General features: G+C 38.2%; 15 protein-coding genes. 12 read left to right on the top strand and 3 right to left on the bottom strand.

The window, feature by feature from the left end; translation table 11 throughout:
- Positions 1–31: 31 nt before the first annotated feature.
- A complete protein-coding gene (gene def, locus H4J73_RS13145; RefSeq protein WP_182179699.1) occupies positions 32–541 on the bottom strand; it encodes a peptide deformylase in 510 nt (169 codons plus the stop codon).
- A 124-nt stretch (positions 542–665) separates the two neighbouring features.
- Here def and H4J73_RS13150 point away from each other — a divergent pair, with 124 nt between their 5' ends.
- The 9 genes from H4J73_RS13150 (at position 666) to H4J73_RS13190 (ending at position 8,476) form a co-directional block, all read left to right on the top strand.
- Positions 666–1,763 carry a LysM peptidoglycan-binding domain-containing protein gene (locus H4J73_RS13150; protein ID WP_182179697.1) on the top strand — a complete coding sequence of 366 codons (1,098 nt, stop codon included), beginning with the start codon at positions 666–668 and terminating at the stop codon, positions 1,761–1,763.
- A 58-nt stretch (positions 1,764–1,821) separates the two neighbouring features.
- Positions 1,822–2,979, top strand: a complete 1,158-nt coding sequence (dprA, locus tag H4J73_RS13155; RefSeq protein WP_310649612.1) for a DNA-processing protein DprA — start codon at positions 1,822–1,824, stop codon at positions 2,977–2,979.
- A 9-nt stretch (positions 2,980–2,988) separates the two neighbouring features.
- Complete coding sequence (locus tag H4J73_RS13160; RefSeq protein WP_182179695.1) at positions 2,989–3,462, top strand: DUF494 family protein; 474 nt, start codon at positions 2,989–2,991, stop codon at positions 3,460–3,462.
- A gap of 75 nt (positions 3,463–3,537) precedes the next feature.
- The gene (locus H4J73_RS13165; protein ID WP_182179693.1) at positions 3,538–4,113 is read left to right on the top strand and encodes a topoisomerase DNA-binding C4 zinc finger domain-containing protein; all 576 of its coding nucleotides are present in this window, start codon (positions 3,538–3,540) and stop codon (positions 4,111–4,113) included.
- A 38-nt stretch (positions 4,114–4,151) separates the two neighbouring features.
- A complete protein-coding gene (gene purE / locus H4J73_RS13170) occupies positions 4,152–4,655 on the top strand; it encodes a 5-(carboxyamino)imidazole ribonucleotide mutase (protein ID WP_182179691.1) in 504 nt (167 codons plus the stop codon).
- A gap of 243 nt (positions 4,656–4,898) precedes the next feature.
- Positions 4,899–6,524, top strand: a complete 1,626-nt coding sequence (locus tag H4J73_RS13175; protein WP_182179689.1) for an acyl-CoA synthetase — start codon at positions 4,899–4,901, stop codon at positions 6,522–6,524.
- 118 nt (positions 6,525–6,642) lie between these two features.
- Complete coding sequence (locus H4J73_RS13180) at positions 6,643–7,191, top strand: Sua5/YciO/YrdC/YwlC family protein (RefSeq protein ID WP_182179687.1); 549 nt, start codon at positions 6,643–6,645, stop codon at positions 7,189–7,191.
- A complete protein-coding gene (gene hemF, locus H4J73_RS13185) occupies positions 7,188–8,102 on the top strand; it encodes an oxygen-dependent coproporphyrinogen oxidase (RefSeq protein ID WP_182179685.1) in 915 nt (304 codons plus the stop codon). The genes H4J73_RS13180 and hemF overlap by 4 nt, the downstream gene beginning before the upstream one ends.
- Before the next feature lie 2 nt (positions 8,103–8,104).
- Positions 8,105–8,476 carry a diacylglycerol kinase gene (locus H4J73_RS13190; protein WP_182179683.1) on the top strand — a complete coding sequence of 124 codons (372 nt, stop codon included), beginning with the start codon at positions 8,105–8,107 and terminating at the stop codon, positions 8,474–8,476.
- Between the two features lie 121 nt (positions 8,477–8,597).
- Here the strand turns inward: H4J73_RS13190 and H4J73_RS13195 are convergent, their stop codons facing one another.
- Complete coding sequence (locus H4J73_RS13195; protein ID WP_182179681.1) at positions 8,598–10,445, bottom strand: DUF3413 domain-containing protein; 1,848 nt, start codon at positions 10,443–10,445, stop codon at positions 8,598–8,600.
- Between the two features lie 178 nt (positions 10,446–10,623).
- On the opposite strand from H4J73_RS13195, the gene H4J73_RS13200 reads away from it, so the two are divergent.
- From H4J73_RS13200 to H4J73_RS13210, 3 genes are all read left to right on the top strand, one after another.
- Positions 10,624–11,322 (top strand): OmpW family protein, encoded by a 699-nt coding sequence (locus H4J73_RS13200; RefSeq protein ID WP_182179679.1) that lies wholly within the window; start codon positions 10,624–10,626, stop codon positions 11,320–11,322.
- 133 nt (positions 11,323–11,455) lie between these two features.
- Positions 11,456–12,262 carry a shikimate dehydrogenase gene (gene aroE, locus H4J73_RS13205; RefSeq protein WP_182223260.1) on the top strand — a complete coding sequence of 269 codons (807 nt, stop codon included), beginning with the start codon at positions 11,456–11,458 and terminating at the stop codon, positions 12,260–12,262.
- Positions 12,263–12,264: 2 nt separating this feature from the next.
- Positions 12,265–12,492, top strand: a complete 228-nt coding sequence (locus H4J73_RS13210) for a hypothetical protein (RefSeq protein WP_182179675.1) — start codon at positions 12,265–12,267, stop codon at positions 12,490–12,492.
- Between the two features lie 15 nt (positions 12,493–12,507).
- Here the strand turns inward: H4J73_RS13210 and H4J73_RS13215 are convergent, their stop codons facing one another.
- Positions 12,508–13,047, bottom strand: a complete 540-nt coding sequence (locus tag H4J73_RS13215) for a gamma carbonic anhydrase family protein (RefSeq protein WP_182223261.1) — start codon at positions 13,045–13,047, stop codon at positions 12,508–12,510.
- Positions 13,048–13,592 lie beyond the last annotated feature (545 nt).

The following is a 13,592-nucleotide window of genomic DNA, read 5'->3' on the forward strand; positions in this document are numbered from 1 at the left end:
TATTCCGAATTCTATTAATAAAAAATAATGATTAACTATTGGCTAAACGTGCTTCTTTTTCTAATTTTGCTTTTATCCGCTGGCGTTTCAATGGAGATAAATAATCAACAAATAGTTTACCGTCTAAATGATCTAATTCATGTTGAATGCAAACAGCCAGTAATTCAGTTGCGTTTAAGGTGAACGCGGTACCATCAAGATCGAGTGCTTTAACAGTCACTTCGGTATAGCGGTCAACTTTCGCGTAACAACCCGGTACAGACAAACAGCCTTCTTCATTGATTTCTGTGCTATCGCTATGACTAATGATTTCTGGATTAATCAAGACATAAGCCTGATCTTTATCTTCAGTCACGTTAATAACAACAATACGTTGGTGCACATTAACCTGTGTGGCAGCTAAGCCAACCCCGTTTTCGTCATACATGGTATCGAACATGTCGCTGACAATTTGTTTCACATCACTGTTAATTGTTTCAACAGGTACAGCTTTGGTGCGCAAGCGCTCGTCTGGGAATCTAAGTACGTTTAAAATAGTCATAAATCTTCAAAAAATTCGCGAAAGTTCGCATTGAGTGTTATGTTTCAATTTTAGCCATTAAATATAATTAATAATAGTGGTTTAAGCTAAAAGCTTCATATATCTGTTTAATAGGTGAACTATCATGCTAATACGCAGTTTATTGTTAACACTTAGTTTGTCTTTTTCAGTATTTGTTAGTGCTGATGAGTTAACATTAAATACCAATGCTCCAAAATCTTATATCGTGAAAAAAGGAGACACTTTGTGGGATATTTCGGGAATATTCCTCAAACAGCCTTGGCTATGGCCAAAGCTGTGGCGATTAAACCCTGACATCAATAATCCGCATTTGATATATCCCGGTGAAGAGTTACGGTTAGTTTTTGATGAACAAGGTAAACCGATGTTAGTTCGTGGTAAGCCTGAACTTAAATGGTCGCCTCTTGCTCGCGTACAACTAAAAGATCAGTCTGCTATTTCTAGTTTACCTTTAGAGGTTATTGCGCCTTATATTAAGTACAACAGTATTTTATCTGAAGCTGAAATTGAAAAACTCCCTTATATTTTAGGCAGCGATGAAGGATATAACTCGAGTGTTGATGGTTTTAACCTTTATATTAATGGCGAGTTAGCGCTAGGAAAAGGCTATGCTATATATCAAAAAGAGGAAGCGATATACGATCCCGAAACTGAAGCGCTTTTAGGCTACAATATTCGTGTCGTTGGAACGGGAAAAGTATTACGTTCAGGAGATATCGATAATAAGGTCCCAGCTACCTTGTACGTCGACGGAGCTAAACAAGAAATACGCTCTGGCGATTTCATTATGCCCGTTAATGAAAATCAGCAATATCCTTCTTTTTTTACTTTAAAACCCGCTAATAAGTCATTACGAGGGCTCATTTTAAATAGTGCAAGTGGTGTACGTGAATTTGGAAAACTAGCTGTAGTCATGATTAACCGTGGTGCTGAACATGCTATTGAACAGGGAGATGTTGTCTCGGTAAAGCGAACCAGCCCTGGTGTTGTTGAAACAAGCAATGGCCCAGCGTATAGCCAAGATACATCCCGTTGGAATCGTATAGCAAACGTTGATGATTCTGATTATAAGATGCCAGAAGAAGTGGTGGGTGAAATGATGATTTTTAAAGTGTATCAGCAAGTTAGTTTAGCGTTGGTATTACGTTCAAGTAAACCGCTTAGGTTACAAGATACGGTTACTTCGCCAATGGTTAATTAGCCGTTAAAGAAAAGCCATCATAACGGATAAAAAAGCAACTGTACTTAAGGAGAAGGCAGTGCCGATAACAAAAAATACAGATGTTACCGTTCAACCACGCGATGAACATCACAATAAAAGCGCTAGTCATTATTGGCTGGCGCTTAAACTCATCCCACGTCTCGCTAGCCATAAAAAGTTAACCCTCGTTGAACGCTTTGGGGTAGAAAAGCTTTTCTATCCCTCACAAGAACTATCATCATTAAGCCTGACTCAAAAGCAAGTTGCAGCGATTAGATCGCCTGACTGGCCAAGGATTGCTAACATTATTAATGCGTCTAAACGGTGTGGTAGCATAATAATTCCTTTTACTGACATTCGATACCCTTCAACGCTAAAGCAAATTTATGATCCGCCACTGCTTTTATTTGTACAAGGGAACATTACCTTACTAAATCAACAGCAAATCGCAATGGTGGGGAGTCGAAATGCTAGTATTAACGGTCGAGATAATGCTTTCGAATTTGCTCAGCAGTTAGTTAACGCAGGCTTAGTTATTACCAGTGGTTTAGCGCTAGGTATTGATGGTGCCGCTCATAAAGGTACTCTAGCCGCAAAGGGTAAAACCATTGCGGTTGTTGCTACAGGGTTAGATCAGGTCTACCCAACGAGACATCGGTTATTAGCAAAAAATATTCTAGAGAATGATGGTGCCATTATCAGTGAGTTTTTACCGGGTACTCCCCCTAAACCAGGCTATTTTCCTAAACGTAATCGAATAATTAGTGGTATGAGTATAGGTGTATTGGTGGTTGAAGCTACGATTAGAAGTGGCTCCTTAGTCACTGCTCGTTGTGCTATTGAACAAAATCGTGAAGTTTTTGCTGTGCCCAGCACCATTAATAACCCACAAGCTAAGGGGTGTCATTGGCTCATCAAACAAGGTGCTAAACTTGTCGACGATATTGCCGATATAGTAGATGAAATAGACCTGTTGCCAGAAAGTGGTCTAAACTTAATGATAAATATAACGAAAGGACAATCGTTTGAAAAAAGTGAAAAACAACACTTGTTTAACGATGCATTGTTAGCTAGTGTGGGTTATGAAATCACGCCCGTAGATATTGTGGTTTCCCGAAGTAAATTACCTATAAATGAAGTATTAACTCGGTTAACAATGTTAGAGCTTAAAGGTCTGGTTGCTATGGTTCCAGGTGGTTATCTAAGAGTAAAATGAGGGCTAATTATGTTTGATATCCTGATGTATCTTTTTGAAAATTATATACATAGTGAAGCCGAAATAATGGTGGATCAAGAGTCACTAACTGATGAACTTACCCGAGCAGGTTTTCATCAAGACGAAATATATAAGGCGTTAAGTTGGCTAGAGAAACTAGCTGCATTGCAAGACACTGATGCTTACCCATACTTAACACGAGTAGGGCGTCGTTCAGTTCGTGTTTATACCGATGATGAAATGCAACTACTTGACGTAGAATGCCGAGGTTTTCTGTTATTCCTAGAACAAGTCAATGTCCTTGATTTTACGACGCGGGAAATGGTTATTGACCGAGTAATGGAATTAGACACGAAGTTCTTCTCGATTGACGACTTAAAGTGGGTTGTACTTATGGTCTTGTTTAATGTGCCAGGTAAGGAAAATGCTTATTCACAAATGGAAGACCTCATTTTTGATGAGCAAGAAGGTCCATTACACTAAGTATCAATCGTAATGTTCGCTTACACCTTACTAATCATGGCATAATGATATTAACAATATTCTAGTGAATGCATTATGCCTAATTCCGATAAACCTTTATTTTCACAACATGAACACGCGTTAGAAAAAGCGTATGAGGTATGTCCTGAGTGTGGCAGTGAAATTGTTATAAAGAATAGTAAGTCCGGAAAATTCTTTGGTTGCGCTTCCTATCCTACTTGTGATTTTACCCGTCCTATTGTTGAACATGAACGTCTTGAAGATCAAATTTTGGCAGGTACTCAATGCCCAGAGTGTCAACATGAACTTGCGGTGAAACAAGGCCGATATGGTATGTTTATCGGTTGTTCTAATTATCCCCAGTGTCATCATATTGAAGATACTAGTGGTCAAGAAGATGCTGGTGTAGCCTGCCCACAGTGTCAGAAAAAGGGCAAGCAAGCTGAATTAATCGAGCGTACCAATCGCTACGGCAAAACATTTTATTCCTGTGAACAATACCCCAAATGCAAGTATGTTGTGAACTATCCTCCGGTTGCAGAAAAATGTCCGGAGTGTCAGTGGTCTATTTTAGTCAGGCGAAAAATGGCAAGTGGTAACGTTTTAGTCTGCCCAGAAAAGAAATGTACCTATAAGCGTAAAGAGATATAATGCGCGCAATTATTTAACTAAACTTCTGGAGAGAGAAAATGTCATCAACTTTTGTTGCAATATTAATGGGCTCAGATTCTGACTTACCTGTTATGCAAGCTACTATCAGCGTTTTAAAAACATTTGGTATTGAGCACGAAGTCCGTGTTCGCTCAGCACATAGAACACCTGATGCTGCCAAGGCTTATGTAAAAGATGCGGAAGAACGCGGTTGTAAAGTTTTTATCTGTGCTGCTGGCTTAGCGGCTCATTTAGCTGGTGCTGTTGCTGGAATGACAACTCGTCCAGTTATTGGTGTGCCAATTGACAACGGACCATTACAGGGGCACGACGCATTACTGTCAACGGTCATGATGCCGGGCGGCATTCCGGTTGCTACGGTTGCTATTGGTAAAGCTGGCGCTAAAAATGCGGGTTACTTAGCCGCACAAATTTTAGGTGTTGCTGACCAATCAATTGCAGAAAAAGTAAAAGAAGAGCGTGCCGCTAATGTGATTGCTTTACTTGCTAAAGATGAAGCGATGCAGGCAAAGTTAGGCTAAATTTTAATTTTTACTTTTTACTTGTAAAAGCCAGCGACATGCTGGTTTTTTTATACCTAAAATTCACTATCGTATTTGTGTCTACAGGTCGCTATGAGTAAATGCAGGCAATGTTGATACAACCCCATTAGACCAAAGGATGATTTTTAAACCCAATAATAGGCGTAAACTATTCTTCATTGTGTGTAAAAAATTAAGTGGCATATATAGCTACCTGCACTGTTATTATAATGAGGAACATCGATGAACAATATATATAGCCAAGGCTTAGACAAAGTTGCTGCTAATAGCCAACCTTTAACTCCTATTAACTTTTTAAACAGAACGGCCGATGTTCACCCTGAGCGTGTTGCCATTATTCACGGTAAGCAAAAAATTACTTATCGTGAATATCGTCAAAATGTTCGACGTTTAGCATCTGCTTTAATGCAGCGCGGCGTTAAGCCGGGTAATACTGTTGCCATTATGGCAGCTAATATTCCCGCCTTTTTAGATGCTCATTATGGTGTACCGCTAACAGGTGCTGTATTACATTCGATAAATATTCGTTTAGATGCTGAATGTATTGCCTTCCTTTTTGATCATGGCGAATGCGATGTGCTTTTAACTGATACCGCATTTTCAAGTGTCGTAAAAAAAGCTTTAACACTATGTTCAAGAAAGCCTTTGATTATTGATATTGACGATGTAATGAGTGAGGGGGGTGAACGCTTGGGTTGTATTGAATATCAAGACTTACTTGCTGAAGGTAATGAAAATTTTATCGGTAATTTAATCCATGATGAATGGCAGGCGCTGGCGCTAAATTACACCTCAGGAACGACGGGTAACCCAAAAGGTGTGGTGTATTCTCATCGAGGTGCTTATTTAAACGCTGTTGGTAATAACATGATATGGCCATTAGGTAATAACGCCATTTACCTTTGGACATTACCTATGTTTCATTGCAATGGTTGGTGTTTCCCGTGGACCGTTGTTGCTATGGGTGGCACCCAAGTATGCTTAAGGCAAGTGGAAGTTGGGGCCATTATTGAAAGTTTAATCGAGCATAAGGTCAGTCACTTTTGTGGTGCACCGATTGTCTTGAATATGATTTTAAATGCAGACAAAGCACTATTAGCAGAAATACCCCGTGGTATTAATATAATGACAGCAGGTGCACCACCACCACCGTCAGTTATCAAAGGTATGGAAACGATGGGTTTTGATATTACTCAAGGCTATGGTTTAACCGAAGTGTATGGCCCTTGTGTCGTGAGTGAGTGGAAAGATGGGTGGAATGATAAGAGTGACGATGAACGAGCTGCGTTAAAAGCACGTCAAGGTGTGCGTTATCCAACGCAAGAAGAAGTCGATGTTTTAGACCCCAACACTATGCAGCCTGTGCTCTGTAATGCCGAAACCATTGGTGAAATAATGTTTCGTGGTAATACCATGATGAAAGGCTATTTAAAAAATTATAAAGCCACCAATGAGGCATTTAAACATGGTTGGTTTCATTCAGGGGATTTAGCCGTTAAGCATCCCGACGGTTATATTGAGATACGAGATCGTTCGAAAGATATCATTATTTCAGGGGGAGAAAATATATCCTCTGTTGAAATAGAGAGTGTGTTATATCAACACCCTGATATTTTAGAGGCTGCGGTGGTTGCTAAAAAAGATGATAAATGGGGAGAAACCCCTTGTGCCTTCGTGACTTTAAAGCGCGGGAGAAACGTTTCAGAGGAAGATATTATTAACTTCTGCCGAGAGCATATGGCTACATTTAAAGCGCCTAAAAGCATTGTATTTAGCGATTTACCAAAAACCTCTACAGGTAAAGTGCAGAAGTTTGTTTTACGCGAAAAAGTGAAAAACCTTTCCTAAACGCTCAGGTGTTTAATTCCACAGATATAATTTTATTTACTTGGAATTAAACACTTATTTTATCTCTTAGATAAAGGCCGTATAATCGTTATATCACTCCTTTATTTCATTTTTATCTATGATGACTTCTGCCGAAGAAGCTTATTGCCAAGGTGGCATTATTGCTTACCCAACCGAAGCCGTATTTGGTTTAGGTTGCGATCCTGACAATTTACAAGCGATTGAAAAACTACTTAGCATTAAAAAACGCTCACCAGAGAAGGGCTTAATTTTACTTGCCGCTAACTATTCTCAATTATTGCCCTATATTGACGACAGCAAAATACCGCAAGATAAGCGCTATAGCATACTCTCTCGTTGGCCTGACGGTATTACGCAGTTAGTCCCCAAAAACATTCAAACGAATATGTTACTGACTGGATGTTTTTCTACCATAGCGGTGCGATTAACGAGCCAACCTGATGTTGTCGGGTTATGTAATCGGCTAAATAAACCTATTGTCTCCACAAGTGCTAACTTATCAGGAGAGCAACCAGCAAGAACTTGGCAAGAGGTTGAACAAAAACTATCAGATGAAATTGATTTCATCATAAAAGGGAATACGTTAGGTTATACTCAACCTTCAAAAATAATTGATGCACTGACCGGAGAGATCATTCGCGTATGAGCCAAGTAAGTATAGAAACAGTCATTGAATTTTTAAAATCATTGCAAGACAACATTTGTTCAGCATTAGAAACTGCTGATGGCAGCGGGCAATTTATTGAAGACAACTGGGTGCGCGCTGAAGGTGGTGGTGGTCGCACGAGAGTATTAACTGATGGAAGCATTATCGAACAAGGTGGTGTTAATTTCTCTGAAGTTTCAGGTGATAAATTACCCCCCTCAGCAAGTGCTCATCGTCCTGAATTGGCCGGGAGAACCTGGCGAGCTTGTGGTGTTTCATTAGTTATTCACCCTAAAAATCCTCATATCCCAACATCACACGCCAACGTACGTTTTTTTATTGCTGAAAAAGAAGGTGAAGAGCCCGTTTGGTGGTTTGGTGGCGGTTTTGATTTAACGCCTTTTTATCCAGTCAAAGAAGATGTTGTTCATTGGCACCAAACCGCAAAATCACTTTGTCAGCCTTTTGGTGAAGATGTTTATAATGAGCATAAAAAGTGGTGTGATGAATATTTCTATTTAAAACATAGAGATGAAACACGTGGTGTTGGTGGCTTATTTTTTGATGATTTGAATCAATGGGATTTTGACACCTGTTTAAACTACATTAAAGCGGTTGGCCAGGGGTTTATTGATGCTTATGTTCCTATTATTGAAAAAAGAAAGCTTAATGAGTTTTCAGAGCAACAACGCCAATTTCAGTTATATCGTCGTGGTCGTTATGTTGAATTTAATTTGGTCTTTGACCGCGGCACTCTATTTGGTTTGCAATCAGGTGGTCGCACAGAATCAATATTAATGTCGATGCCACCACTTGCGCGTTGGGAATATAACTATCAACCTGACCCGACAAGCAAAGAAGCTGAGCTAGCATCTTATCTAGTGCCACAAAACTGGTTAGTAGAGTCATAGATATGAAAAAAAATAAGCCTCTTGGATTTTTCTCCCGATTAGCTCCTGCAACAAAAAATAGTTGGGCTGGTTTTAAAGCGGCGTACAAATATGAAATGGCATTTCGTCAAGAGGTGCTCTTATTTATTACGACCACACCGTTGGCCATTTGGCTGGCTAATGGTTTTATCGAGTTCGTTTTACTGATGTCGGGTATTGTTATTATTTTTATCGCCGAGTTACTCAACTCAGCGATAGAAACTGTTGTCGACCGTATAGGCGTTGAGCGCCATGAACTGAGTGGCAGAGCAAAAGATCTTGGCTCTGCGGCTGTGTTTGTCGCATTGTGTTATTTTGCTTTGGTTTGGCTTTATAAAATATATACTCTACTCTGATAAAGAGTATACGAAACATAAACCACACAAATATAAAGCGAGAGCAAATGCCTCTCGCTTTTTTATGTTCAGGATGAACGGTATAACGCGGTGCTATGGATGGCAAAGAGCGTATATGCAACTACTTTTGATAAAACCGTGACATTTCTAATAATGCTTCTTGAACATAGTTAATGTTAATTATAGCCTGCTTATCTTCTTGGTATTTATCATCAAAAATAGTGAAATTTCCTAATCTATCAAGTTCGTAAAGGTGCTTTTCCGATTTAATTGCGTAATATCCACCTCGACCTAAAAATAGCCAAGGTAAAGCGGCTTCTTGCTTGAACAAAGATACTCCACTACTGTAATCACTTGCCTGATTAGTTACCCCTAATGCTTCTGACATCAGTGTTGGCACAATATTTAAATGGCTTGTTTGATAATTAATTACAGCTGGCGTTTTGTTTGGCCAATGAATAATAAGGGGTACTGCAGTCTGGTATTTTGAATAATTACTATTGTGACCCCAATAACCTAACTTGCTATCATTAAACTCTTCACCGTGGTCACTAGTAATAATAACAATAGTGTTGTCTAGTTTCCCTGTTAATGAGTCAAGTACTTCACCAACTTTACCATCAATATAATGCAATGAATTTTTATACAGATTAATAAAAGGTTCCGCGTCGTAATTATCATTTAAGGCAAGAAAATTTACTTCATCTAGGCTCGGTTTAAAAAGCTTTTTATAATCATCAGGCAAAGAAAAGCCATGAGCTGAATCGAAAAATAATAAGCTAAAACTGGGTTTTTTTTGTGAATTATTACTTGACCAATCTAAGTAGTCTTTCGTTAATTTTTCATCGCGTTGCCAAGGTTTATTACCTTCTGATGTGAGCCTTAAAGAAGGAATATTAGAAAAAAGGGTTTGATCAAATTCAGGTAACGTTAATTTAGCACTGGCAAAAATTTGAGCTTGATAACCTTGATTAATTAACGTTTCCATCAGTACTGGGCTTTGTTGTTCTTTTAAAACACTATCCCAATAACTACCCGGTATGCCATACATTAACGAGAACATGCCATGGCGAGTATTGTTACTACCACTGTAGTGGTTTAAGTACTGCAAAGATTTTTCCTTAAAAGCAAATATGTTAGGAGTCAATGTCTGTGAAACCATATTTGCCCGCCATGAATCAATAACAATCATAATAATATTAAACTTTGATTCTGTTTCTGTTACTGCAATTTCAGCGAGAGGATAATCCAGATTACTTTTGACTTTATTATGCTTGAGCAGTGACTGCGTTTTATGTGCTTTAACATCAAGTAAACCATACTTCGCCATCAAAGATTTAGCCGTTGTAGGGTAAGCTAAAGGAAGTAATTTACTTTGCTTGGTAATGTCTCTGTTATAGGTTCCATCCCCCCAAATGTGAATGATATGGCTAGATAAAATACATAAGGGAATTAAATAAAGAAATGCTTTGTGGGTTTTTTTATCCTTGTCTATATACCAAGTTACGGCTTTTACAATACAGTACTGTCCTATTAAAACGACAGTGATTAAGCCAAGTATAATGAGCCACATTGACATTGGAAATGAAATTATCTCACTACCCCCAGCAATAAATAACTCTATGACCATCGCATTGATATGAAATCGATATAATTGATAAATAAAGGTATCAGCGAGTAATGCTGTTAATCCGATGCAACTTAAAAGTAGCGCACTATAAATGACAAGTTGTTTTTTATTCGTAATCTTTGCCAACAGGTATAGAGGTAGGCTAGCTATAAAAGACAATAGACCTAATTGGCCAATACCTTGGGTTAGACCAAATAAAATACCAATAAAGCTGTCGGGTATCGTTTGGCTTTGATAAAAACGTGATCCTATGAGTAAAGCGACAACAATATTACAAAGGGTATATAGCGTGAGCCAATTATAGAGGTAAGTTCTATATGCAGTTTTTTGAGAGAACAATATGTTAAAAGATCCTTATTTTATCTAGGGACACAGCATAACATAGCTTTTTAAAATCAGTCTAGTGATGGGAAAAGTTAAAACAAAGCGATTTAATTGCGCTAGGTCAAGTTTTTATTTTTAGGTATCTATAAAATCGGCGTCATTAAATATCACAAGATAAATAGGGACTACTCTCATGAAAAAAAGTTTACTCACATTAGCTGTTTTATCCTCTCTTTTTATAACTGCAATGGCTGCAGATTATAAAGCCGGAGATTTTGTTGTACGTGGTGGTGCTACCATGGTTAACCCAGACAGCGACAAATCAGGTGTTTATGTTGAAGCACTCGGTGGTAATACACCGTTATCTGTGACGGTTGATGACAATACTCAACTGGGTTTAAATTTTGTTTATTTTTACGATAACAATTGGGCTATAGAAGTTTTAGCGGCGACACCATTTACTCATGATATCACCATTCATGATCCTCAAAGTATTTCTGGTGGACTATTTGGCGCAAATGTTGACGGCGCAACTTTAGCTGAAGTAACTCAGTTACCGCCAACAATTAGTGCACTATATTACTTTGATAATGCTTCAAGTGTTAAGCCTTACGTTGGTGTTGGTGTTAACTACACAATATTTTTTGATGAAGACTTCAAAAGTACGCCTGAAAATCTAGGATTTAACGATTTAGAACTCGATGGTTCATTTGGCTTTTCATTACAAGTTGGCGCAGATTACCTGATCAATGATAAATGGCATATAAATGCTTCTGCTCGTTATATTGATATTAATACCGACGCTACCTTCCAAATTGGTGACATTAAAGGCTCGGCATCAGTAGACGTTGATCCGATGGTTTATTCAATCATGTTAGGTTACAAGTTTTAACATTACCCATAGCGATAATACTCAATAACCTTACTAAGGCAGTCACTTTTTATATAAAAGTTACTGCCTTTTTTATATTCATCATGGCTTTATTACGATAATCTTAAGTATGATTTCTTACTCAGTGCCTCATATGGATCAATATCGCGTTTTTGGTAACCCTATTAAACAATCACGTTCACCGATTATTCATCAATCTTTTGCTCAACAAACTCAACAGCAACTTAACTATCAAAGTGAATATGTCGCATTAGATCAATTTGAAAAAACGATAAATGCTTTTATGAAAAGTGGTGCTAAAGGTGCAAACATTACCTCACCGTTTAAAGAGCAAGCTATGGCATTATGTGATCATCTAACCGAACGTGCTGAACTTGCCGGCGCGGTGAATACGTTATCTTTTGCTAATGGAAAGATATTTGGAGATAACACTGATGGGGAAGGGCTTGTACAAGACTTGCTTAACCATAATGTTTCATTAAAGAATAGTCGCATATTATTACTGGGCGCTGGTGGGGCCGCTAAAGGCGTAGTTCTACCGTTATTAGCACAAGCACCACGGGTCATTGTTATAGCGAACAGAACCGTGAGTAAAGCAGAAGCACTCATTAAAAAGTTTAAAAACGATACACTTTTTGCTGCAGGGTTTGATACGCTAGGTAAAGCAAAGTTTGATCTTATTATCAATGCAACCTCAGCAAGCCTAACCGGGACAATTCCACCTATACCAACAGAACTTGTCACCAATACTCATTGCTACGATATGGTGTATGGAAAAGAACTGACCCCCTTTTTAGCTTGGGCGAAAGTAAATGGCGCAACTAAAGTTATTGACGGTTTAGGCATGTTGGTAGGGCAAGCGGCAGAAAGCTTCAGGATTTGGCGAAACGTATTACCTGAAGCAGCGCCAGTATTAAATAAACTTAGAAAAGAAGGTTAAAGATGAATCAGCAAATAATCTTCAACGATGATATATCCTTTGATGATAGTGAAAAAGGCTGGGTATTTACAGGATTGCTGTCAGGAGAACGTATTAGTATCCTCATTAAATGTAAAAAGCATGATGAACTTACTGATGAGTTGAAATTTAACTTAGAAGAAATTATTGAAGAATGGCTCGAAGATAATGAGCCATTGTCTGGTAGTAGAATAGAAGTAGTCTACACGTAGAAAGTCTATTAACGACTACTGAGCAATATACTCATTTTTAAGCTCAACATAATTGCGAGCCGATTGACTGAGAAATGCTTGTTCACTCTCTTTTAACAACCTCATTTTTTTCACAGGATTACCGACATACAAGTAACCACTCTCTAATGTTTTATGAGGAGGAACTAACGAGCCGGCGCCAATAAAAACATCATCCTCAATAACAGCACCATCCATAACAATGGCCCCCATACCCACGAGTATTCGATTACCTAATATGCAACCATGTAGCATACACTTATGACCAACAGTAACATCTTCGCCGATGATTAAAGGATTACCGTTAGGGTTCGCCGCACTTTTACGGGTTACATGTAATACTGTTCCGTCTTGGATGTTCGTTCTATCCCCAATACTAATTGTATTAACATCACCTCTCGCTGCAACTAAAGGCCAAATGCTTACATCGTTGCCTATCGTTATATCACCAACAAGTATCGAAGACTCATCAACATAGACATTTTGCCCCAATTTAGGCGATATTTTATTATACATACGAAATTTAGTTTTATTCATAATAACCATTAGGTAGTGAACTATTCATTTATCTTAGCAAATAAGTACAAAAGGGTGAGAAAATATAACTTATTAAAGGTATTAATTTAAATAAGCAGTAGTCAGTATAATTATGCGTCTAGGATTACATGGTTAATAAATAGTATATTTGTTCGAATAAACCTCAATAAAAATAGGGCTTGTATGTTAATCGAACGAATGAGAACTTAATTCAAAGTTATGACAAAAAAGGGTTGACGCCCAGCGAGAAATGTCTAGAATGCGCTCCAGTTCCAAGGGGTAACCCAAAGGGCTGTTTTGATAAGTTAACTTCTCTTTATAAGAGCTAAATGGTTAACTTAACGTTTTAAAATGAAATCTGAATTAACTTCAAATTAAATTAAATAAAACGTTGACATCGAAACTGAGGAGCGTATCATGCGCATCTCGCTTCAGGCAAGGCCTGCAGCAATGGAGCAACGCTCCAAAGGTATAAACGAATGGGTTTTATATCTAACTCTTTACTTTGAGTAAATGAGTTTTTCTTTAACAATTAGTTATCATGC

Source organism: Colwellia sp. MB3u-41 (assembly GCF_014076845.1).
In the GTDB taxonomy this organism is placed as follows: domain Bacteria; phylum Pseudomonadota; class Gammaproteobacteria; order Enterobacterales; family Alteromonadaceae; genus Colwellia_A.

Excerpts from the sequence above, each read along its gene's own strand:
- H4J73_RS13190 (WP_182179683.1), top strand. The coding sequence starts at position 8,105 with ATGAAAAAAAATAAGCCTCTTGGATTTTTCTCCCGATTAGCTCCTGCA.
- hemF (WP_182179685.1), top strand. The coding sequence starts at position 7,188 with ATGAGCCAAGTAAGTATAGAAACAGTCATTGAATTTTTAAAATCATTG.
- aroE (WP_182223260.1), top strand. The coding sequence starts at position 11,456 with ATGGATCAATATCGCGTTTTTGGTAACCCTATTAAACAATCACGTTCA.
- H4J73_RS13200 (WP_182179679.1), top strand. The coding sequence starts at position 10,624 with ATGAAAAAAAGTTTACTCACATTAGCTGTTTTATCCTCTCTTTTTATA.
- def (WP_182179699.1), bottom strand. The coding sequence starts at position 541 with ATGACTATTTTAAACGTACTTAGATTCCCAGACGAGCGCTTGCGCACC.
- H4J73_RS13165 (WP_182179693.1), top strand. The coding sequence starts at position 3,538 with ATGCCTAATTCCGATAAACCTTTATTTTCACAACATGAACACGCGTTA.
- H4J73_RS13160 (WP_182179695.1), top strand. The coding sequence starts at position 2,989 with ATGTTTGATATCCTGATGTATCTTTTTGAAAATTATATACATAGTGAA.
- H4J73_RS13210 (WP_182179675.1), top strand. The coding sequence starts at position 12,265 with ATGAATCAGCAAATAATCTTCAACGATGATATATCCTTTGATGATAGT.
- H4J73_RS13215 (WP_182223261.1), bottom strand. The coding sequence starts at position 13,047 with ATGAATAAAACTAAATTTCGTATGTATAATAAAATATCGCCTAAATTG.
- H4J73_RS13150 (WP_182179697.1), top strand. The coding sequence starts at position 666 with ATGCTAATACGCAGTTTATTGTTAACACTTAGTTTGTCTTTTTCAGTA.
- purE (WP_182179691.1), top strand. The coding sequence starts at position 4,152 with ATGTCATCAACTTTTGTTGCAATATTAATGGGCTCAGATTCTGACTTA.
- H4J73_RS13180 (WP_182179687.1), top strand. The coding sequence starts at position 6,643 with ATGATGACTTCTGCCGAAGAAGCTTATTGCCAAGGTGGCATTATTGCT.
- H4J73_RS13175 (WP_182179689.1), top strand. The coding sequence starts at position 4,899 with ATGAACAATATATATAGCCAAGGCTTAGACAAAGTTGCTGCTAATAGC.